The 19,974-nt window shown below is 61.3% G+C and carries 20 protein-coding genes, 1 tRNA gene and 1 pseudogene; 12 read left to right on the top strand and 10 right to left on the bottom strand.

Translation table 11 applies throughout. The features are described from left to right. Positions 1 to 54 precede the first annotated feature (54 nt). The 7 genes from CRO50_RS06320 to CRO50_RS06350 all read right to left on the bottom strand — a co-directional run bounded on the left by CRO50_RS06320 (position 55) and on the right by CRO50_RS06350 (position 6,746). A complete protein-coding gene (locus CRO50_RS06320) occupies positions 55 to 987 on the bottom strand; it encodes an AEC family transporter (protein ID WP_097145037.1) in 933 nt (310 codons plus the stop codon). A gap of 37 nt (positions 988 to 1,024) precedes the next feature. Continuing rightward, positions 1,025 to 1,822: an MBL fold metallo-hydrolase gene (locus CRO50_RS06325; protein ID WP_097145038.1), complete on the bottom strand. Its 798-nt coding sequence runs from the start codon at positions 1,820 to 1,822 to the stop codon at positions 1,025 to 1,027. Beyond that, a complete protein-coding gene (locus CRO50_RS06330) occupies positions 1,822 to 2,631 on the bottom strand; it encodes a TatD family hydrolase (RefSeq protein WP_097145039.1) in 810 nt (269 codons plus the stop codon). The genes CRO50_RS06325 and CRO50_RS06330 overlap by 1 nt, the downstream gene beginning before the upstream one ends. Positions 2,632 to 2,659: 28 nt before the next feature. Then, on the bottom strand, positions 2,660 to 3,796 hold the full coding sequence (locus CRO50_RS06335; protein ID WP_097145040.1) for a DNA polymerase III subunit delta': 1,137 nt from the start codon (positions 3,794 to 3,796) through the stop codon (positions 2,660 to 2,662). Then, the gene (gene tmk / locus CRO50_RS06340; protein ID WP_097145041.1) at positions 3,793 to 4,431 is read right to left on the bottom strand and encodes a dTMP kinase; all 639 of its coding nucleotides are present in this window, start codon (positions 4,429 to 4,431) and stop codon (positions 3,793 to 3,795) included. Before tmk ends, CRO50_RS06335 begins: the two co-directional genes overlap by 4 nt. Further along, positions 4,428 to 5,615, bottom strand: coding sequence for a D-alanyl-D-alanine carboxypeptidase family protein (locus CRO50_RS06345; protein WP_097145042.1), 1,188 nt, complete (start codon positions 5,613 to 5,615; stop codon positions 4,428 to 4,430). Before CRO50_RS06345 ends, tmk begins: the two co-directional genes overlap by 4 nt. A 102-nt stretch (positions 5,616 to 5,717) precedes the next feature. Continuing rightward, positions 5,718 to 6,746, bottom strand: coding sequence for an SPOR domain-containing protein (locus CRO50_RS06350; protein WP_097145043.1), 1,029 nt, complete (start codon positions 6,744 to 6,746; stop codon positions 5,718 to 5,720). Positions 6,747 to 6,961: 215 nt separating this feature from the next. On the opposite strand from CRO50_RS06350, the gene CRO50_RS06355 reads away from it, so the two are divergent. The 6 genes and pseudogenes from CRO50_RS06355 to CRO50_RS06380 form a co-directional block, all read left to right on the top strand. Next, a tRNA-Ser gene (locus tag CRO50_RS06355) sits at positions 6,962 to 7,051 on the top strand. Positions 7,052 to 7,200: 149 nt separating this feature from the next. After that, on the top strand, positions 7,201 to 8,397 hold the full coding sequence (locus tag CRO50_RS06360; protein ID WP_097145044.1) for a tyrosine-type recombinase/integrase: 1,197 nt from the start codon (positions 7,201 to 7,203) through the stop codon (positions 8,395 to 8,397). Beyond that, the gene (locus CRO50_RS06365) at positions 8,346 to 9,530 is read left to right on the top strand and encodes a hypothetical protein (protein ID WP_143516864.1); all 1,185 of its coding nucleotides are present in this window, start codon (positions 8,346 to 8,348) and stop codon (positions 9,528 to 9,530) included. Before CRO50_RS06360 ends, CRO50_RS06365 begins: the two co-directional genes overlap by 52 nt. Before the next feature lie 108 nt (positions 9,531 to 9,638). After that, positions 9,639 to 9,848 carry a MerR family transcriptional regulator gene (locus tag CRO50_RS06370; RefSeq protein ID WP_097145046.1) on the top strand — a complete coding sequence of 70 codons (210 nt, stop codon included), beginning with the start codon at positions 9,639 to 9,641 and terminating at the stop codon, positions 9,846 to 9,848. 3 nt (positions 9,849 to 9,851) lie between these two features. Continuing rightward, on the top strand, positions 9,852 to 10,226 hold the full coding sequence (locus CRO50_RS06375) for a helix-turn-helix domain-containing protein (RefSeq protein WP_097145047.1): 375 nt from the start codon (positions 9,852 to 9,854) through the stop codon (positions 10,224 to 10,226). 476 nt (positions 10,227 to 10,702) lie between these two features. After that, positions 10,703 to 10,795 (top strand): annotated as a pseudogene (locus CRO50_RS06380) (transposase domain-containing protein); the annotation flags it as partial. A 216-nt stretch (positions 10,796 to 11,011) separates the two neighbouring features. Here CRO50_RS06380 and CRO50_RS06385 read toward each other — a convergent pair. Next, complete coding sequence (locus tag CRO50_RS06385; protein WP_097145048.1) at positions 11,012 to 11,353, bottom strand: winged helix-turn-helix transcriptional regulator; 342 nt, start codon at positions 11,351 to 11,353, stop codon at positions 11,012 to 11,014. Positions 11,354 to 11,433: 80 nt separating this feature from the next. On the opposite strand from CRO50_RS06385, the gene CRO50_RS06390 reads away from it, so the two are divergent. Continuing rightward, the gene (locus tag CRO50_RS06390) at positions 11,434 to 12,354 is read left to right on the top strand and encodes an SMP-30/gluconolactonase/LRE family protein (RefSeq protein ID WP_097145049.1); all 921 of its coding nucleotides are present in this window, start codon (positions 11,434 to 11,436) and stop codon (positions 12,352 to 12,354) included. Next, positions 12,354 to 12,953 carry a DUF1989 domain-containing protein gene (locus tag CRO50_RS06395; RefSeq protein WP_097145050.1) on the top strand — a complete coding sequence of 200 codons (600 nt, stop codon included), beginning with the start codon at positions 12,354 to 12,356 and terminating at the stop codon, positions 12,951 to 12,953. Before CRO50_RS06390 ends, CRO50_RS06395 begins: the two co-directional genes overlap by 1 nt. 31 nt (positions 12,954 to 12,984) lie before the next feature. Here CRO50_RS06395 and CRO50_RS19895 read toward each other — a convergent pair whose 3' ends face one another. Then, entirely contained in the window at positions 12,985 to 14,418 is a 1,434-nt protein-coding gene (locus CRO50_RS19895) for an ISKra4 family transposase (protein WP_143516865.1), read from the bottom strand. Positions 14,419 to 14,611: 193 nt separating this feature from the next. Next, positions 14,612 to 15,430 carry a CPBP family intramembrane glutamic endopeptidase gene (locus CRO50_RS06400; RefSeq protein WP_097145051.1) on the bottom strand — a complete coding sequence of 273 codons (819 nt, stop codon included), beginning with the start codon at positions 15,428 to 15,430 and terminating at the stop codon, positions 14,612 to 14,614. A gap of 274 nt (positions 15,431 to 15,704) precedes the next feature. Between CRO50_RS06400 and CRO50_RS06405 the strand changes: the two genes are divergently transcribed. The 4 genes from CRO50_RS06405 to CRO50_RS06420 all read left to right on the top strand — a co-directional run bounded on the left by CRO50_RS06405 (position 15,705) and on the right by CRO50_RS06420 (position 19,938). Further along, a complete protein-coding gene (locus CRO50_RS06405) occupies positions 15,705 to 16,856 on the top strand; it encodes a helix-turn-helix domain-containing protein (RefSeq protein WP_157791731.1) in 1,152 nt (383 codons plus the stop codon). A gap of 153 nt (positions 16,857 to 17,009) precedes the next feature. Further along, positions 17,010 to 17,774, top strand: coding sequence for a MipA/OmpV family protein (locus CRO50_RS06410; protein WP_097145053.1), 765 nt, complete (start codon positions 17,010 to 17,012; stop codon positions 17,772 to 17,774). Beyond that, complete coding sequence (locus CRO50_RS06415) at positions 17,764 to 18,597, top strand: CPBP family intramembrane glutamic endopeptidase (RefSeq protein WP_097145054.1); 834 nt, start codon at positions 17,764 to 17,766, stop codon at positions 18,595 to 18,597. Before CRO50_RS06410 ends, CRO50_RS06415 begins: the two co-directional genes overlap by 11 nt. Positions 18,598 to 18,726: 129 nt before the next feature. Further along, complete coding sequence (locus CRO50_RS06420; protein WP_157791730.1) at positions 18,727 to 19,938, top strand: fumarylacetoacetate hydrolase family protein; 1,212 nt, start codon at positions 18,727 to 18,729, stop codon at positions 19,936 to 19,938. Positions 19,939 to 19,974 lie beyond the last annotated feature (36 nt).

Raw genomic sequence — 19,974 nt, forward strand, 5'->3', positions numbered from 1 at the left:
CCGCTGCCTTTAGGGAAGATGGGTAGCCCGAAGGCGACACGCGCGCAAGCGCGCCTAAGGCAGCAGCGACAACCAGAACCAGGATGTGAAGAGGCAGACGCCAGTGGCGATGAGCAGCGCCGAGGCGGCCGAGCGCTTGGCCCGGTCGTAGAGATTGGCGAAGACATAGGTGTTCACCCCCGGGGCCACGGCCGCCGTCAGGATGGCCGAGCGGAAGCCCTCGGTCGAGACCCCGTAGAGCTTGCCGAGCGTCCAGGTGATTGCCGGATGCACCATGAGCGACAGCAGGCAGATCATGCCGATCAGCCGCCAGTCGCCCTCGATCTTGTATTGCACCAGCACGCCGCCGACCGCGAAGAGCGCCGCCGGCAGGGCCGAACGGGCGATGATCGCGAGCGCGTCCTGCAGGGGCACCGGAACGGTCAGGCCCGAGAGGTTGACCACGAAGCCCAGCATCAGCGCGATCACCAGCGGGTTGGTGAAGATCTGCCGCAGGATGCGCCGGATCAACGCACCGAGCGCCAATCCCTGGCCGCCGGCCCGCGTGAGCTCCATGGCGACGATGCCCAGAGTGTAGCAGAAGGGGGCGTGGATCGAGATGATGGCGAAGTTTGCATCCAGGGCCGAGGTGCCGAAGGCGCGCTCGGTGATCGGCACGCCCAGCATCATCGAATTGCCGAAGAGGCAGCAGAAGCCGATGACCACCGCGTCCTCCGGCGACCGCCCGATGGCCCGCGCGCCGATCATGCCGAGGAAGAAACAGGCCGTGGCACCGGCGTAGTAGCTGACCAGCAGCGGCGCGTGGAACTGCTCGCCCAGGTCGAAGCCCGAGATGGCGAGGAAGAGCAGGCAGGGGAAGGCCATGCTCTGGGTGTAGGACATCAGCCCCTCGGCGACCGAGAGCTTCAGAAGACCCGTCCTCGTCGAGACATAGCCGGCCCCCAGCACGAGGAAGACAGGCAGGATGATATACAGCAGCGCGCTCATCGCGGCGGTCCTCGCAGGGCCGGGCTGGTCGCGGCGGTCAGATCCGGTAGGTGATCTTCATGCCGTCATAGGCCGGGGTGATATGGTCCGGGGTCTCGGCCTGCAGAGTGTCGTAGTCCAGGTCGATATGCATGTCGGTCAGCACTGCGCGCTCGGGCGCGGCGCGGGCGATCCACTCCAGCGACCGGGCGAGGTGCGAATGGGTCGGGTGCGGGTCGCGGCGCAGGGTGTCGAGAATCCAGCAGTCGAGGCCGGCGCAGGCCTCCCAGGCCTCTTCCGACATCTCGGCCACGTCGGGCAGGTAGGCCAGGTCGCGCACCCGGAAGCCGAGCGCGTCGATGGAGCCGTGGTTCACCCGGAAGGGCAACAGCGTGATGGTGCCGCCGGCGCCCGGGATGCTGACCGCGCCCTCGATCAGGTTCAGATCGAGGATCGGCGGATAGGACGAGCCCTCGGGCTGGGTGAAGACATAGCCGAAACGCGAGGTCAGGTCCTTCTGCGTCGGCGCATCGGCCCAGACCGGCAGGCGTTTGCGGGTGTTGAAGACCACCTGGCGCAGGTCGTCGATGCCATGGACATGATCGGCATGGGCATGGGTGTAGACCACCGCATCCAGTACGCCGACCCCCGCCGACAGCAGCTGCTCTCGCAGGTCCGGCGAGGTGTCGATCAGCACGGTCGTCTTGCCCTCGTCCCCCTCCTGCTCGATCAGCAGGGAACAGCGGCGGCGGCGGTTCTTCGGATTCTCGGGATCGCAATCGCCCCAGAGACCTCCGATCCGGGGAACGCCACCGGAAGAGCCGCAGCCGAGGATGGTGAAGGTCAGCGTAGCCATCAGGCGGCCCTTGCCTGCCAGGCGCCGACCTTGGTGAAGAGCCGGTCGAAGTTGGACTGGGTCTGCGCGGCGAAGGCGGCGTAGTCGAGGCCGAAGACCTCGGCGCCGACCTGGGCGGTGAGGGCGGTATAGGCGGGCTCGTTGCGCTTGCCGCGATGCGGCGGCGGCGCAAGATAGGGGCTGTCGGTTTCCACCAGCACGCGCTCCAGCGGCACGGTGGCGAAGAAGTCGCGCAGCTCCTGGCTTTTCTTGAAGGTGGTGACGCCGGACATCGACAGGTAGAAGCCCAAGTCCAGGGCCTTCCGACCCAGTTCGGCCCCCGACGAGAAGCAATGCATGACGCAGGAATAGGGCGCGTTGCGGTATTCCTCTTCGAGGATGCGCGCCATGTCCTCGTCCGCGTCGCGGGCGTGGATCACCAGCGGCAGGCCGGTCTCGGCGGCGGCCGCGCAATGCACGCGCAGGCTGGCCTTCTGCGCCTCGGCGCTTTCGGCGGTGTAATGGTAATCAAGCCCGGTCTCGCCGATCGCCACCAGCTTCGGGTGCTGGGCCACCTCGACCAACTCGTCGAAGCTGACCGGGGCCTCATCGGCCACCGACATCGGGTGCAGCCCATAGGCCCAGAAGACCGAAGCATGGGCCTCGGCGATGGCGCGGACCTTGGCGATGGAGCCGGGCTTGGTGCAGATCGAGACCATGCGCGACACCCCCGCCGCATGGGCGCGGGCGATCACCTGGTCCAATTCGCCGTCGAAATCCGGGAAGTCGAGATGGCAATGGCTGTCGGTGATCTGGGGCGTGTCGGTCATGTCTGTCCTGAAAGGTCTTCGCGGCGGGTCAGCCCCCGCCCGCTGCGCGTTGCAGCCTGAAGACCGTATCAAGGATGAGCGCGGCAGGGTCAAGGTTGACCGCCGTGCCGTGGCGCAGCCGGGCCCCGATCTCCTGCGCTTCTGCCGCCCAAAGACGCGCATGATGCGGCGTGGGGGCGAGCCGGGCAAAGACCTCGGCCTCGCCGGGCGCCGCTTCGGGCATGGGGGGCTGGCCGGTGGCGCCTGCGCGCGACAGCCGGGCGAGGGCCTGATCGAGCAGCGACAGCAGCAGGGCGCGGCTTTCCTCGGCGCCGCGCGCGGCGGCGGCATCGGCCAGCGCCTGGGCGCGGGCGCGGTCGAGGCGCGGCAGCGAGCCCAGGATGGCGATCCATTCGCCGTAGAGCTTCAGCCCGTCCAGCATCGCCAGCCGCACCGCCGCCCCGACAGAGCCTTCGGCCAGCGCCGCCAGGCGCTCTGGCTGGTTGATGGTGATCCCGGCCTGTTCAAGCGCGGCTTCCATCGCCTGCGGCTCGAGCGGCTTCAGCCGCAGCAGGCGGCAGCGCGAGCGGATGGTGGGCAGAAGGCCCGAGGGCTGGTGCGTGACCAGCAGCAGGGTGGTGCGCGCGGGCGGTTCTTCCAGCAGCTTCAGCAGCGCATTGGCGGCCGAGGTGTTCAATTCGTCCGTGGCGTCGACGATGACCACGCGGCGACCACCATCGGCGGCCGAGAGCGTGAAGAAGCCCTTCAGTCGCCGCGCCTCGTCAACGGTGATCTGGGCCTTCAGGCGGCCCGTCGTCTCGCTGACCCCGCGGCGCAGCACGAAGAGGCCTGGCTCGGCGCCGGCCACCATGCGACGGGTCACGGGGTGGTCCTCGGGGATGGCCAGGCTTTCGGCCCTGGCGGGGGCCAGCATCTCGCCGAACATGCCGCCGTCATCTGCGCCGGGGTCGGGGGTGGCCAGCAGGAAACGGGCGATGGACCAGGCCAGCGTGGCCTTGCCCGTGCCGCGCGGGCCGGTGATCATCCAGCCATGGTGCACGCGGCCCCGGTTGAAGGCGTCGAGAAACTCGGCCTCGGCCTCTTCCTGCCCGAAGAGCCGCAGCGTGTCGCGCGGATGCGGCGCGCCTTCGACGCGGTCGGGTTCCGGCTGGCCATCCTCGCTCATGCGGAGGCCCCGAAAAGCTCGGGCAGGGCGGCCTGCAGGCGGTCGAAGACCACATCCGGCGCGCCGGCGCCCTCGACGACGCGGAAACGGTCGGCATATTCGCGGGACAGCTCCAGGTAGCCCCGGCGCATGGCCTGTTGCAGCTCGAGCCCGAAGGTCTCGAAGCGCTCTTCGGCGCCGGTGCGCGACAGGGCGCGAGAGAGCCCCTCTTCAGGGTCCATGTCGATCAGCAGGGTGATATCGGGCTCACGCCCGATCATCAGCGCATGCAGCCGGTCGACCTGGGCACGCAGATCGCCACGCGACAGGCCCTGGTACATCCGGGTGCTGTCGGCGAAACGGTCGCAGATCACCACCGCGCCACGCTCCAGGGCGGGCAGGATGGTGCGTTCCAGGTGGTCGCGGCGGGCGGCGGTGAAAAGCAGGATCTCGGTCTCGGCGGACCAGCGGTCGGGATCGCCGTTGAGCACCAGCGCCCGGATCTCCTCGGCGCCGGGCGATCCGCCGGGTTCGCGTGTCAGCACGACCTCGCGGCCCGCCTCGGTCAGCGCCTCGGCCAGCCGCCGGGCCTGGGTGGACTTGCCCGAGCCGTCGATCCCCTCGAACGAGAGAAAGAGCCCCGTTCCTGCGCTCAAGAGGCAGCCTCCGGCGCGTCTTCGTTCATCCGGCGCAGCAGATAGCGGGCGGCGCTTTGCACGCGGGCCTTGAAGCCGCCATGGGGCACGGCCTCGGCGGCGATCAGCTTGACGCGCTTCTCGGGCAGGCCCTCGGGGCGCAGGATCAGTTCGCCCAGCTCCTGGCCGGCGGCGACGGGGGCCTTGACCGGGCCGTTGAAGACCACCTCAGAGGGGATGCCCTGGGCCGAAAGGACCGGCACCAGCGTGGTCAGGTCCTCGGTCACCGTCAGGCCCACGTCGGGCAGGCTGCCCTCGTGCACCGGCAGGCGGGTCTCCAGCACTTCGCCGGCTTCGATCAGGGTGCTTTGCTTGAACTGGCGAAAGGCCCAGTTGACGATCGAGCGCCCCTCTTCGGCCCGCGCCTGGGTGCTGTCGAGCCCCGAGTAGACGAAGACGATACGGCGGCCAGAGAGCTCGTCCACCGCGGAACCGACAAGGCCGTAGCCCGCTTCCTGGGTGTGGCCGGTCTTCAGGCCATCGGCGCCGATGCCCATCGAAAGCAGCGGGTTGCGGTTGTAGACGTTGTCTGGCGCGCGGCCGTCGAAGGCGAACTCACGTTCGGCGAAATACTCGTAGAACTCGGGGAAGTCCTCGATGATATGGGTGGCCAGCAGGGCCAGGTCGCGCATCGACATGCGCTGCATCGGGTCGGGCCAGCCGTTGGAATTGGCGAAGGTCGAGTTGGTCATCCCCATCTGCTGTGCGCGCTGCGTCATGTAGCGGGCAAAGCCGGCCTCGGTGCCATCCGGCGAAAGCGCCTCGGCCAGCACGGCGCAGGCGTCATTGCCCGAAAGCACGATGATCCCTTGGATCAGGTCCGAGACCTTCACCCGGTCGGTGGTGTCGAGGAACATGGTCGATCCGCCGTAATCCATCGCGTGCTGCGACACGGGCAGCTCTTCATCCAGGCGCAGGCGGCCATCCCGAATCGCCTCGAAGGTGACGTAGAGCGTCATCAGCTTCGACATGGAGGCGGGGGGCAGGGGGGTATCGGCATCCTTGGCCAGGATTGCCGTATCGGTGGTGATATCCACCACGTAAGCGGCACGGGCCTTGGTGTCGAAGGCCTGGGCCGGCATGGCCGCAAGGGTCATTGCGGCGGTCAGACCGGCGAGGAGGGCTCGCAGCGGACGAAATTGCATGGGCGGATCACTCCTGCTTCGCGGATGGGCTCGAAGATTGGTCGGGTTGCAGGCCCCGAGAGGCCGCGCCCGAAGATCGCGCCCTTTCTATCATGGGCCGGATCAGTTGGTAACCGCATAGGCGTCGGTGAAGCCGGCGTCCTTGGTCACCTGCAGCATCGAGGCGCGTTCGGCCTCCGAGCGCGCCGGGCCGACGATCACCCGGTAGAAGGTCTTGCCCTGGCTGACATGGGTCACGACCTCGGGCGAGAGCGCGCGCTGGCGCATGGCAACGGCGGTGTTCTCGGCGTTCTGCTTCACGCTGAAGATGCCGAGCTGGATATAGGGTTTCTCGAGGCTCGAGACCGCGGCCAGTTGCTGGGCCATCGGCGTGGCCTCTGCCTGGGGCGCATCCAGCGGCGTGGCCGAGACCTCGGGGGCGGCGATCATCGCGGGCTCGGGCGCCGGGGCCTCTTTCTTGCGCAGCCAGCCGAAAAGGCCCTTCTTCGCCGGCGCTTCGGTCACGGGCTCTGAGGGCTCTGCGGTCGCGGCGAGGACCGCGGAGGTATCGGAGGCCAGCGGGTCGAGCGTTTCAGCTTCGACCGTGGCGCTGGCGGGCAGGGTCTCGGGCGCCACGGTCTGCGCGGAGGCAGGCAGTGGCGCGGGGGCCACGGGCTCGGGGTCGATGGTCTCGCGGCGCAGGGCGGTGACGTTCAGCTGCTCGGGGGCGCCGGCCAGCATGCCAAGCGCCGCGGCCGCATCGGAGGAGACCTGAAGGCGCGGCCCCGGTCCCATCGTCTCGCGCCGGAAGAGGGCGCCGATGACGAAATTGTCGTTGTCGGTATTGCGGATCAACACCCGCTCGGGCTCGGTCACATCCGGGTGCGCGACCCAGACACCGCCAAGCGAGGGGCGGCCATCCCAAAGCCCGGCCTCGGTCACCTGGAAGACATCGGGCGCCTCGACGTCGCGTTCGATCAACTTGGTCGAGCGGGTCTGGCCACGGCTGGCCTCGGGGCTTTCCTGGCTGGCCTTGAAGAGCTGCATCTGCCCGCCTTCCTGGCAGGCCGAAAGCGCCAGCAGCGCGGAAAGCGCAACGGCGCCACGCATGAGGGTCGGCCCGGTGGGGCGGGGGGATTTGCCCTGTGTCATCTGTCCTGCTCTCGCCTCGGCGGGATGCCCCGCATCGCGGCCTCTTGGCCATGCTCGTCCGTGACCCGACTTGCGCGGGCCTTAATTGACGGGACTTTAGCGCGAAGCCCCCTGCAAGGAAAGCCCGCCATCCGCCATCGGCGGGTTTTCCCGCCCGCGTGAGGCCGATTGTCCGCTTCCAGAATCGCCGGCGGGCGGATAGGAGCTTGCGGGCCGGAGGAGTGGCAGAGTGGTCGAATGCACCGGTCTTGAAAACCGGCGTGCGTGAAAGCGTACCGTGGGTTCGAATCCCACCTCCTCCGCCACCATACATTTTTCATGGTTTTGATTAGGTCGCCTTTGGCGGCCTTTTTCATTTCATATCAGGTCTTTCGTGGGGTCTGCATGTTTCCTGTGGTTTCTTTCGATTTGTCCTGTATGCTTTCATTGGGTGGTACAAATCGTGGTATGAACTATGACCCTGCTTACCGGAAAGCTCACGAAGAAGCTGGTTGAGAATCTCGGCCCTGGTCGCCACGGGGATGGCAACGGCCTCTACCTCGTAGTTGATCCTTCCGGCGCCCGGCGCTGGATCGTCCGTGTCACGGTGAAGGGGCAGCGGAATCGCAAGGGCGCGCCGCTCAGGACTGACTTTGGTCTTGGGGGTGCCGACCTGGTGACGCTGCACCAGGCACGCGAGCGAGCGCTGGAATATCGCCGCATGGCCCGGCAGGGCCTGAACCCGCGCTTCAATGCGCAACGCGAGGTGCCAACCTTCGAAGAGGTGGCGCAGCAGGTTCACATTGATCGCATGCCGACCTGGAAAAATGCCAAGCACGGCCAGCAATGGATCAACACTCTGCGGGACTACGCTTTCCCCAAGATCGGGAGAATGCCGATCGACAGTATCGGCCAGCCCGAGATCCTGATGTGCCTCTCTCCGATCTGGACAGAGAAGCATGAGACGGCGCGTCGCCTGGCTCAAAGGCTGAAGGTCGTTCTGGACGTGGCGAAGTCCAAGGGCTTTCGATCCGGCGAAAACCCGGTCACGGCGATCAAGGAGGGTCGCGTGCTGCCGAAGGTGGTCGCGAAACCCAAGCACCACAAGGCAATGCGCTGGCAGGAGGTGCCCGCGTTCTACAGGGAGCTGACGGGTAAGTCCGCGGTGGCAGCAAAGGCCTTGATGTTCACCTGTCTCACGGGATCGAGGACCGGCGAGGTCCTGGGGATGAGATGGGAGGAGCTTGATCGCGACGCAGGGATCTGGACCTGCCCGGCTGTCCGAATGAAGACGGGCGAAGATCACCGTGTTCCCCTGACCGATGCCATGCTCGAGTTGGTCGAGCCTTTGCGGGCGTTACGGTCAGAGGTCGTTTTCGAAGGCCAGAAACGCCACAAGCCGCTGTCGAACATGGCAATGTTGATGCTGTTGCGCCGGATGGGAGTCGAGGGCGTCACGGTCCACGGCTTCAGGTCGACGTTCCGCGACTGGGCGGCAGAGGTCGCGAATGCGCCGCGAGAGGTGGCGGAGATGAGCCTTGCCCACAAGGTGGGCTCGGATGTGGAGCGCGCCTATGCGCGGTCCGACCTGCTGGACCGCAGGCGCGCGCTGATGGCGCAGTGGTCCGCATTCGTGACGAGCGAGACGCCCGGGCAGGAGAACGCGCGATGACCGAGACGTTAGAGGCCTGGCAAGGGGATCTCTACGAGTTGAGCCTTGGCGAGCTTCTTGCCCTGCAGGGCATGTCGCTCGCGGACAAGCAAGCGCGGCGGGAAGAGCTGGCCCGCGTCGTACCCACGCGGGACTATGGTGATGGTACTGACACCTACGAGGACTTCATCGAACCTCAGCACGCCACGGGCCCGGAACAGGCTGCTGCGGCAAAGGAGCTCTTCTGGATCCGGTCGGATTTGGGAGAGATCGAACGCCTCTATCCAAATGCCGAGAGCGACCTGTTTGTTATCGCCGTCATTCGGGCGCGCGTCTACCTGCGCGAGGTCGGGATAGACTACCGGGGTGACCAGAAGACCGTGGTCTTCTGGTCCGAGCAGCGTGGCCGCCATGTCCAGGTCGATCTCGATCTCTACCAGAGGCTGATCCTGAAGGGGGAGCGCGAGATCGGGTATCGGTTTGGCCGGTTGCTCAGGTTCGAACCGAATGACCCGAACAGGGATCTGCCGCGCGCGGATCACACCTCGATATCTCGGGAACAGAAAGCCCAGGCAGAGGCCTGGCTGCAGAAGTATCCGTGGCGCAATGGGTGCCGCAGGCTCGCAGCGTTGTTCTCACAGGGAGAGATCGAATCGAACACGCCATTCTGGCATGCAGTCGCCGTGCTGACACACCATGAGACGTTTGCCCGAGGTCTCAAGGCATCTGCCCGGGATGCGGAGAATGGTGGGTTAACTGCCGAAGAGGCGGAAGAGGCCCTGAAGGAAGCCTCTGAAGTCAGCTTTGCCGCTGGTCTGAGTGCGGCGGCCTTCGTCAGGAAGCCGCTGGAATACGATGTCATGGCGATGCGCAAGGCGAAGCTCAAGCGGGCCGAGGCCTCGGGCAAGGCCTCCAACAGCAAGCGCGCGGCCCGCGTGGCGGCCTTCTGGACGGAGATCGAGGCCCTGGCGCCGCTCTATCCGCAGATCAGCGAGGACCGCCTGGTCGATCAGGCCTTCGAACATGCCGTGGCGAAGGATCCGGATCTGTGGCGGCAGGGCAGGGGTCAGAAGGAGGCCTACCTGTCGGAGGACATCCGCTCGAAGGAGCCCTACAAGTCCCGCTACTACGCCCTTTTCTCCAAAACCGCTTAAGCGGTTTGGCAGCGGGCACGAGCCACTTGAGGGCCCGGACAGCCCTGTTCCAAAGTCCGAAAGGCTGAAGATAATTGGAAGCCTGGCAAAGAAATGCGAGGCAATCCAATGAACAACCTCTTCGACGAAACTCGGGTCTATCTGCCCGACGATCCCGAGATCCTGGCGCTGCTGGGAAGCAAGGCGCGCCAGGCTCAGCTGCGCCATTACGGGCGGTCGCCGGTCTACTTCCGTCTGGGGCGCAAGATCGTCTACCACGGCGCGGATCTGAATACCTGGGCCAACGCCCGGCGCGTCTCGCCGCAGGCGGAGGGCTGAGCCATGGCGAAACGGGACAAGCGGGGCAATGCCGCGAGCTTCATCAAGCTGGACACCTGGATCTTCGACCGTCCGGCCTACCGGCGCCTCGGCCCCGGTGCGCGGTCCCTGCACTGGGAGCTGATCCGCGTCTTCAACGGCCACAACAACGGGCGGCTTTTCCTCTCGCAGCGCCTGGCGGCCGAGCGTCTCGGCTGTTCGCGCAACACGGTGAGCCGTTACTACCGTGAACTGGAGGAGGCGGGCTTCATCACCAAGACGCGCGGCGCCTGTCTTGGCCCCGAGGGTGTCGGCCAGGCCGCCCATTGGGCACTGACGCATCTCGGGGTCGACGGCAGGCCCGCCACCCTCGACTTCAAATCCAGAACCCCCGCATGATTTTGGGGCATGCCATGGCACGCTTTTGAAACAGGGTGGCGCAGAAAGTGAGCCTGGGCAGTGTTCGTAAGCACGGATTGTGAGCCATAGAATCTGACGCCAGCCCCGCGCAAAAGCTGCGCCATATCTATATCCTACCATACCAGCGAAGACACAGGCGCCTCTCCGGCACCCCCGGGGGGTATCTGAAATCTAGGGCAAAATGCTCCTGACCGGTGAGGGGACTGCCGTTTTCGTGCGCGGCTAATTGGAGAAAAAAGCCCATCTAGAACAAGTGCGGAACCGGGGCGCAGCTCCATCTGTGCTAACTCGTTCGAGAGGCCGGAGGCAATTGGTGTGCTGCGAGGGCAAGGGTGCGCACTTGCTCAGGCGTGTTCGGAGCGAGAACATTTTCATGATCCCCTTCTCCTAGTGGAGTGCCGTCCAGGCCTTGGTGAAGCCGAGCAGGGAGATCTCTGGGGAAACTCTCGTTTCTGTATCTCAAGGCGACGCTCGAGGCGATCGCGGCAGGGCATCCCGCGAACCGGATCGACGAGTTGCTACCCTGGAACTTCAAGCCGTCGAGCTGAACTCCGATGGAGCGTAGACGCCGCTTACAATGGAACGCCGGTTACGGACAGCTTGTGTCAGCGTCCGAATTTCGAGGGGGCGCTCACCTTGGACTCAAGAGTGCTAGAAGCCATGCTGACATAAGGCGACAACTTGCCAGAAAGCCGTAGTCTTTTTAGGCACTTACATCGTCGATAAGCTCATAAATGGAAAAGAATGTCGCGATTCCGACCTGACTAAATATCTGGTTCCGTGTCTAGAGCATCCAGATACTTCGCCCAAGCTTTACCGAAGTCACCTAGAGGCACAAGATGCCTATAGAGACGTAGTCCCAATTCGGTTAAAGCATACCCGGCGTCCACTCGATTTATGAAACCCGCCGCCTGAAGCTCTTTCAGCCTGGTGTTCAAAGCCGCGGGGGAGATTGTTTCACAGTGCTTTTGGAGCCTTCGGAAAGTGCACGGACCATTTTCGCTCAGTATCCACAAAACACCCATTGCCCACTGCCGACCTAGCAGATCAAACAAAGCCATGATGGGGGCACCGCTCTTTGAGCCACGAACGGGTTGGCCCGGCATCGGAATTTTTGTCACTTGCTATACTTTCTGTATCAATCTAGCGTACTACAGAAAGTATAGCACATGTGTGAGCGCTGCCAATGATAAAGACTGACAACTACGAAATTCGCGACGATCGGTTTGAACGCAGCGTCAAGCTTGATGAACCCATCGAACAAATTTGGACTGGTGGAAAATGGACCGAAGGACCGGTTTATTCACCAGCGTTCAGATGTCTGATCTTTAGCGATATTCCCAATGACCGACGGCTCCGTTGGGATGAGCTGAGTGGTACGGTTTGCGACATCCGGTCAGGCCTCGCGTGCTATACCAATGGGTCAACGCTTGACCGGCAAGGTCGGATCGTTGCTTGCGAGCACGGAACGCGAAGCGTTACGCGGATTGAGCATGACGGATCGGTCACGGTCTTGGCCAGCCACTTTGAGGGCAAACGATTTAATAGCCCCAACGATGTCGTGGTGCGCTCTGACGACACGATCTGGTTCAGCGATCCGGCCTACGGGATCGAATCGGATTATGAAGGTTTCCAAGCGGAACCGGAACTGGATGGCGAACATGTCTATCGCCTTGTCCCGTCGACAGGCGATGTCACTCAAGTGACAAGCGACTTTGCCTGCCCAAACGGACTCGCCTTCTCTTTGGATGAGAAAACGCTCTACATCGCCGATAGCGGCGGAACGCGCTATCCTAATGGAGGGCGCCACATTCGGAAGTTTTATGTCGGCAACGACGGAACACTTTCAGGCGGAACGGTCTTCGCAGAATGCGAAGAAGGTGTATTTGACGGGTTCCGGCTAGATACGCAGGGGCGAATTTGGACGAGTGCGAGAGATGGTGTTCACTGCTACCATCCAGATGGGAGTCTGCTGGGTAAGATCTTTGTTCCCGAAGAGGTCTCAAACGTTTGCTTTGGTGGGCTAAAGCGCAACAGGCTATTTATCACCGCATCTAAGAGCCTCTATTCCGTTCTGTTAGCAACAACAGGGGCATCGCTACTCTGATGAATAATACTTTCACATTAATGGCCCGCACAGGTCGAGCGTTCCATCTGGCGCAAGGAGCGCAGTTGAGAATTACCAACATTTTCGGCTCTCAGGTGGTTGATACTTGGGCCTTCCGGGCGGATGATATTAACGAGTACATGTCAATGGAGCATACCCGTGTGCATTCCACCTGCCCGACTCCGGGAAAGGGTACAGTTTTTCGATCAAACATGCGACGACCGTTGCTGAAATTCACGGCAGACTCCTCGCCAGGCGTCCATGACTGGTTCTTCGCAGCTTGTGATGGTGCTCGGTACGAAATGTTGGGTTTTTTGGGTGAGCACGAAAATTGCAGTGACAATCTCAGGCGAGCAATGACCAAACTCGGACATCCGATTTCTCACATCCCGTGTCCACTTAATCTGTTTGAAAACGCACCTCTTCTCAAAGGTGACATTGGTATCTATCCCCCAGCAAGTCGGCCCGGGGACTTCGTTGAGCTTACCGCTTTCGTTGACCTAATTGTGTGCCTATCGGCCTGTCCACAGGATATGGCGGACACGAACGGACTTGATCGCGAGCCAAAGAATGTTCAAGTCAGTGTTGTTCACTACTGATTTCGTCCTGGGACCGTTCAAAACCGCGGGGCTATGCTGCCCTGAACAAGGGTGGTGTAGGACTGATGAAGCTCGCGATGTTGGCTGGGGTTGGCAGTTTCGGTGCTTCGTATTTCGTTCGTTCGGGCAGGTCACCGTTGAGCACGGATGCTCGAACTTTCAGTAGGAAGTGCGCTCCGGTACGAGACCATTTCATTTGTTGCTTTTTCACAAATCGCTTGGCGACTAGCCGATTGACGCTCGCTTCGGCCGGTGCGGTCGAAACGCGCTTTCCTTCGTGGTATCGGCCGGCATAGTTGACCACCGATCCCCTGTTCCGTCCAATGTAGACTTGCAGCGTTTCGAGCAATTTGTCGGCACGGCTCGCCCAAATGCTCGGGACCGTGTCTCTGGACAGATCTCGTCGAACCCTTGCGATCAGGGACAGCGCGCGACCCGCTTGCCCGTTCCACAGTCGCCACCGTATTCGTTCGATACGGCCTCCAAAGCTCGAGAGGTGCTTCGGCGCTGTTGCGGCCAGTTGAGCGATTGGCTGAACCTTCATTGAAATGTGAAACCAGTCGAGGATGTGGGTCACCGGTTGTGGAAGCATGCCGGCCAGGCGCTTCAGACATTCCGCCCCATCCGAAATAACTGTGATTTCACCCTGGTCAGCATAGCCCTGCCTTTTGAGAGCCAGAGCTGCCATCGTCTTCAGGTCTCTGGGATGCGTACCCTCAAAAGCAAAGATGGGTCCCGGCGGATCGCCTCTTCCTCCGCGTCCGCAATGGCCTACAACTGCTTCGAAGGTTCGTCCGCCATATCGCTTGATCATGGGAATATGTGCCGTGTCGACGTTGAAGACAAATTCACGGGCTGGATCGCCAGTGAGCTTAAACTCAAGCTGTTTTCTGTCCGGATAGGCCAGGTCTTCGAACCAGCGTTGCTGCCTTTCGGCCTCTTCGATCCGTTTCCCCAGAGCCAAGGTTCGGTTGCGAAGCGTGGTGAAAGTTCTCGCCGATTGATCTGGCAAGAACCTTGCCAACACGTCTGATGCTTCCCGATATGAGAATTTGGCACCCAGTCGTGCGGAAAGCTCCAACAATTCCGGCGTGGCTCGGTCTTTGCAGATGTCAGCTGCAGGAGAAAAGGTGAAACAACATGCCGGATTGCACTTCTGGCAGACCATCAGGCGAGGGACGCGCACAGGTATTTCACCAAAGACCGTCAGTATCTTCCGATGGCTGTAATCCTTGATCGGCAGCAGTCCCTCGCAGGTTGGACACACCCGGCAGTAGCGAACCCAAAGATCGAGCTGCCGCTCGACAATGATCTTCTGAACCTCTTTCATGATCGCCTTGCCGTCTTCGATCGAACAGCCCAGCTTCCCATCAGCCAGGCCATCAAGATCGTTCTCGATCATGAATTCCTTGCGATATTGATCCCCAGTCGGGTCAACGGCTTCCAAAGTAATGCGCCAATGCATGTGCGTCTCCAAAATTATGATCTCTGGAGACCGAGATTACCTCACAATTCTGATTGCACCCCGTGGTTTTGACCGGTCCCTCGCATGCTTCGGTGCGGCCATTCTTTCATCGCGGGCCATCTTTGTAGCGGGTTGTTTCAGCTGCTTTGGGCTAGGCTGTAATATCTGCAGAAGAAGAGCATCGCATGCTGTTTTATTTAAACGTGGTTCCGCCAGTCCTGCCGCCGAATTCCCCTGTCGTCAGAATGATGAAAAGCGAAACTGCTGCCATCACGGCCGCAAAGACCAAGATTCCTCCGAAGTGCCCACGGTAAACATCGATGTAACCCCCAAACCACGCATTCCCGGCACCGTGCATGACGGCTGCCAGAAGAACGCTGCCACGGGTGTTATTGAAAATCCAAGTGTATTGAACCGACCAAGCCATACAGAACAGTGTGTATCCGCCGATAGCAAGCAGCCATCCCCCATCGTGAAGCCACTCGTTTTGAACGGTCCCCGGGGTGACGAAGAGTGGGATGTGCCAGACGCCCCAGAAAAACCCGATAATCAGGCTTGCCTTGAGCGGCGCGCGCGCGCCGTTCAGTCTTGGCAAAAGGAAACCGCGCCAACCAAATTCTTCGCCAAGGCCTGCGAAAATCGTCAACAGAATAATCATTGGGATCACCTGCCATAATGGTTTGAGTGCACTCCAATCTGGCAGCGGGCCACCAATGGCGTGAAAGAGGTAGAGTGCCGCAATCGAAGGAAGAATGGGGAAGAATAACGCGAAGCCCCACCAGAACCAGCCCACGCGCCAGATCAGCACGCGGCGCGCCAGGGCCTTCACGCCATCCTTGCCACTTTCCAAGGCAACCAGCACAAACGCGGCGAGACTGGCGCTGAATGCGCCGATCTGGCTGGCTCCGTCCGGTAATAGTCCGGTAGAGACAGCCAAGATCGGTGCAGCCCCGAAAAGGATGGCAAGCAAGGCAAGTGATGCGGAAGGGTGAGCCTTGATGAACCATCGCATGGTTGTGAACCTTTTGAAAATGATCAGTTTTGTTCAGTCGCACAAAATTTACTCAAGCCACCCTACGCCTTGGCACCACAGTGGTTTTGCGCTTGCTCAGTGGACAGGTGGGAGCCAACACGACGCATTTCAAGGTTGATTAATGCGGATATCCGTCTCTTGTAGAGGGTAGCACCATAAGACCTGTCATGGCCGAAGTCTGGCTGTGATTTCCAATCGCACGCACCACCCGAAAGAGGTTTTTCGGGTTCGTCAGACAAGGATGCAGGGCACCATGCTGTCCCAGACAATTGCAACGGATTCTCTGGTGACCATCACGTTTGCCATCGCTGTGTTTGGCGCGGTTTCGATGTTCGGTGACCAAGAGCAACGACAATTGAATGGTGGCTTGATCGTTTTCCTGGCCGTCGCTGCTTTTGACGCTTTGGCGGTTCTCGTCGACCTATGGGAAGCGCGCGGCCCGCTTTTGTGGATTGGTCGCCTGGAGCCTGTGGTCATTTTCCTTTATGGACCCTCCATTTATCTCTACGTTCTGCGCGTAACGGGGAAAACGCCACCCTTTCGGCGTGCCGCACTCCTCTATGCGGGGCCCATGGCGGTCGCTTTGCCGTTATTTGGTGCAGCCGCGATGCTTCCGCGCGACGTACAGGTGGCGATGGTTGCCTCACTCCCAATGCCGGATAGTGTTGAAGGTGAACGGGCCGCGGCACTGATGATTGCAATGCAGGCGTCCTTTGTTGCCATCACCTTCGGCTTTCTCGTCGCCTGCTGGCGTGTTTTGGACGACAACCTGCGCAGGGTCGGGTCGCTGTTCTCCTCAATCGAAGACCGGACGCTCAACTGGCTGCGCGTCGTGATCGTCCTGATTTTCTTTGCCTGGATGCAAGCGGCACTACAGCCCTTGCTCGCAGGCTTCTATGAGACGGGCGGTTGGTCCGATGCGGTCGATGCGGGTGTAACGCTAAGCTGGGTTGCGATACTGGTGTACTTCGGCATCCGCCAACACTCTGCACTGCAGGAACCTGCGCCGCGGGCGCGGTCTTTGCCTGGGGATGACGAAGTCCCGGAAAAGTACGCGCGTTCCGCGCTAAGTGCAGACCGGATGCGTCAGTTGGGCGATCGTATGACGCACCTGATGCAGCGAGATGCACTTCACCGCGACCCCAGCCTGTCATTGCGTCGTCTGGCCGAGCATGTCGGTGCCAGTCCGAACTATGTCTCACAGACGCTGAACGATCATCTGGGCGTCAGTTTCTTCGATTTCGTCAACGGCTTCCGGGTCGACGAGGCTGAACAGTTGATGCGCACAACGGATCGCACATTCACCGAAATCGCACTGGATGTTGGCTTCAACTCCCGTTCGACCTTCAACTCTGCGGTGCGCAAACATCGGGGCACTTCCCCGACCGCCCTGCGAAAACGCTGAATCTGTCGCAGATCGGCTGTCCTGACCCTCCCGTCCGGACAGAACACCTTCCTAGCCTGCCTGATCGGACGCGGCGCACGCCGCATTCTGCCAGAACATGATTGTCGCGAATTCGCGACGTCATCCTCGGTCACGCAAAGAAGGGTTTAAGACGTGCATCTCCCTATTCACAAAAACTTACGGGCACTGGCACTTGCCGCCCCCATCATCGCAGCCCTTGGCCCGCGTCCTGCATTTGCCGAGCAAGAGGCTTCCGGTTTCACAATCGGCGTTCTGGGGGTGGCGACGACATCACCATATGACGCTGACACTGAGGAAAGCAGTTTCCTGCCTGACTTGGAGTACACGCGAGACCGGTTCAGCATCGGTATCACCGGCGCCTCATACGATGTCTTCGACAGCGAAAGCGTCGTCTTGTCCGCAATACTGGCTCCGCGGTTCTTTCCCGACCCCAGCGAGGTTGCGGGCCTTGGGCACCTAACACGCGAGACGGCGGCAGAGGCCGGACTGGCAGGCACGCTTCGTTTCGGGCCACTTTCAACCGGCCTCGAAATCCTGACTGACATCTCAGGGATTCACGAAGGAACCGCAATCGAAGCGACTGTCGGAACAGCCTTTTCGCCGACACCGCGCCTCGGGATCGCGGTACAGGCTGGCGCGACCTGGATGGACAGCGATCTGGCAACCTACAGTTTCGGCATTCGTCCCAGCGAAGCAACCGACATGCTCGCGGCCTACAAAATAGAAGACACGGTTGTACCGTCTGTCGGTCTGCAGTTGCGCTATGCGCTGACCGATCACGTATCGCTCATCGGAGGGCTGTCCGTCGAATTTCTTCCTGATCGTGTCACCGACAGCCCGATCATCAATCGGGAGGTTCTGACCTCTGGCATGATAGGTTTTCGCTATGGTTTCTGAGACAAATTTGCCGGCGGTAATTTACCCTGCCGACTTGGGTGATGAGGACATTCCACACTGGTCACCGGCGCAGCTGTTCAGCCTTTGGCTACTGGTCGCCCTGCCGATGGCGGGACTTTCCTTGGGACTTGCTCCGTTTCTTGTCGCACGGCTGCCTGATCTGAACCCAGGACTCATTTACTGGGGCACGATCATCGCTGGTATGGCATGGCAGACGGCGGTCGCTTTAGGTGTTCTGTATTGGGAGGGACAGGCCCGGACGGGCGAAGCGCTGCGGCGTAGCCTTTGGTTGATTGCACCGCGCATTCCGGGGACATCAAAGCCGTCATGGGGTGTGTTGTTGGGTATTGTACCGCTTGGAATAGCCCTCGTGTTCATCTTGGGCGCCGCGTTCGGTTCGCTCGACTCGCTGCTTGCCGCGCGATTACCTGAATGGATGGCGCCGACCTATGGTGACATCACCAGTCTTGCCACAGCCGAGAACACAGGCAACTGGAACCTGCTTTGGATCGCTCTGCTTTCAAGCCTGTTTAACTATGTCCTGGGTGAGGCCTTCTTCTTCCACGGGATACTGTTGCCCAGAATGGTCAGGACCTTTGGCGGGCGGGGCTGGATTGTGAACGCAGTGGCCTTTGCGGCGTATCACAGCCACAAGGCACCTTATCTCCCCACAATCCTTCTGTCCTGCCTCGTCTATGCGCTGTCAGCGCACGTCACCCGTTCAAGCTGGCCCGCTGTCCTGATCCATGGCTTCGAAGGACTCATCCTGATTGGTGTCGTCATTTTCGTCGTACTGGGCGGAATGCCTGCAGACCCATCCTAAAGACTTTCTGGACGAAGCTGAGTGGCCGAGTTCCGCTATATGTATCAAATTTCAAGGGTTTAAGCGAAATTCGATCCCTCAGGTATTCCACCAAGAGAAGCCAACCCATAGCTTTTGAAGGAGCTTATCGTGCGAACGTCATTCCTCATTCCCGCGGCACTTGTCACGAGTCTCTACGCCGCTACGCTTTATCTTCTGGCACTGCCGGATTGGAACTTTGAACGCCCTGACACGGCGCGGGTCACAGACCAAACCCTCGCCGACCCGAATGAAGCATTGACCTTTGCCTTCAGCGGGAATGCCGGTACTTCTACTGAGGACAGGCAACTGTTGCTTGTGACGTCTGTCTCCCCGGCACAGGCGACGGCCATCGATCTTGCACCGCATCTTCCGTCAGGACAACACGACGCATTTGATGCGATCAACATACTTGGCTGGGAGGCCCTCGTGCGACTTGGTGCGACCGGGCAAAGTGAGGTGTATCCTTTCGACGCGCTGTTGCCGGTCTCCGATGCACAGGCTCACGTGGCATTCGGAACAAACTTTGCCAGCCACGGAGAAGAAGTCGCCAACGAGACCCCTTTCGCATTTCCAAGACTGCTGCAACCTTCGGCACCAACCAGTGAACTTGCGGTAGATACCCGGACGGCACTGATGGACTATGAAGTTGAACTCTGCATGAGTTTCGACCGAGACATCGCGTCGCTCACAGAGTTTGATTCCGCCCGTAAGGCGGTGTTCCTGTGCGGCGATTTCACCGATCGGGCTGCGATGTTACGTGGCATGCCCGATGGCGAGGACACCTTTAGCGGCATCGGATTCACTGACGCCAAAAGCCTTCCCGGAGCCTTTCCGACAGGTCCTCTGCTCGTCATTCCGCAGGATTGGCGCAGCTTCGTGGCCAGTGAGGCCATCGCAACAGAGTTGGATGGACGCTCCATGCAGTTCACGGAAGGATCGGATATGCTGATGGATTTCCGGCAAATGGTCGGCTTCGCGTTGGAGCATGGCAACCAGGACAATTGGACCTATCAGGGGGCCGCTGTACCTCTGGCGCGCGATGGCGTGATCCGGCGCGGGCAGGTGGTTCTCTCTGGTACAGCCGACGGGGTGCTTTTCCGTCCGCCAAGCAGGCGCACTATGGCGGCGCATATTGGCGGGTATTTGCTTCTCGGGGGTTTCCTTTCAGGAGACACACCTCGTCGCTACATCATTGAACAGTTCATCGAAAACGGGATCGACGAAAAGGCCATGCTTCAACCCGGGGACACAGTTGTCCACCGCGCAACGCGGCTGGGTACTATCAAGACGACCGTCGTGAGTAGGGCAAATGCGCAATGACGCTGTCTGTATTCACCGAACAGAGCACAGGCTGTA

It is taken from the genome of Pseudooceanicola antarcticus (assembly GCF_900215355.1).
Classification (GTDB): domain Bacteria; phylum Pseudomonadota; class Alphaproteobacteria; order Rhodobacterales; family Rhodobacteraceae; genus Pseudooceanicola; species Pseudooceanicola antarcticus.

Excerpts from the sequence above, each read along its gene's own strand:
- CRO50_RS06400 (WP_097145051.1), bottom strand. The coding sequence starts at position 15,430 with ATGCGATGGTTCATCAAGGCTCACCCTTCCGCATCACTTGCCTTGCTT.
- CRO50_RS06360 (WP_097145044.1), top strand. The coding sequence starts at position 7,201 with ATGACCCTGCTTACCGGAAAGCTCACGAAGAAGCTGGTTGAGAATCTC.
- CRO50_RS06405 (WP_157791731.1), top strand. The coding sequence starts at position 15,705 with ATGCTGTCCCAGACAATTGCAACGGATTCTCTGGTGACCATCACGTTT.
- CRO50_RS06385 (WP_097145048.1), bottom strand. The coding sequence starts at position 11,353 with ATGCCGGGCCAACCCGTTCGTGGCTCAAAGAGCGGTGCCCCCATCATG.
- CRO50_RS06415 (WP_097145054.1), top strand. The coding sequence starts at position 17,764 with ATGGTTTCTGAGACAAATTTGCCGGCGGTAATTTACCCTGCCGACTTG.
- CRO50_RS06370 (WP_097145046.1), top strand. The coding sequence starts at position 9,639 with ATGAACAACCTCTTCGACGAAACTCGGGTCTATCTGCCCGACGATCCC.
- CRO50_RS06350 (WP_097145043.1), bottom strand. The coding sequence starts at position 6,746 with ATGACACAGGGCAAATCCCCCCGCCCCACCGGGCCGACCCTCATGCGT.
- CRO50_RS06330 (WP_097145039.1), bottom strand. The coding sequence starts at position 2,631 with ATGACCGACACGCCCCAGATCACCGACAGCCATTGCCATCTCGACTTC.
- CRO50_RS06395 (WP_097145050.1), top strand. The coding sequence starts at position 12,354 with ATGAATAATACTTTCACATTAATGGCCCGCACAGGTCGAGCGTTCCAT.
- CRO50_RS06335 (WP_097145040.1), bottom strand. The coding sequence starts at position 3,796 with ATGAGCGAGGATGGCCAGCCGGAACCCGACCGCGTCGAAGGCGCGCCG.
- CRO50_RS06375 (WP_097145047.1), top strand. The coding sequence starts at position 9,852 with ATGGCGAAACGGGACAAGCGGGGCAATGCCGCGAGCTTCATCAAGCTG.
- CRO50_RS06345 (WP_097145042.1), bottom strand. The coding sequence starts at position 5,615 with ATGCAATTTCGTCCGCTGCGAGCCCTCCTCGCCGGTCTGACCGCCGCA.
- CRO50_RS06320 (WP_097145037.1), bottom strand. The coding sequence starts at position 987 with ATGAGCGCGCTGCTGTATATCATCCTGCCTGTCTTCCTCGTGCTGGGG.
- CRO50_RS19895 (WP_143516865.1), bottom strand. The coding sequence starts at position 14,418 with ATGCATTGGCGCATTACTTTGGAAGCCGTTGACCCGACTGGGGATCAA.
- CRO50_RS06325 (WP_097145038.1), bottom strand. The coding sequence starts at position 1,822 with ATGGCTACGCTGACCTTCACCATCCTCGGCTGCGGCTCTTCCGGTGGC.
- CRO50_RS06390 (WP_097145049.1), top strand. The coding sequence starts at position 11,434 with ATGATAAAGACTGACAACTACGAAATTCGCGACGATCGGTTTGAACGC.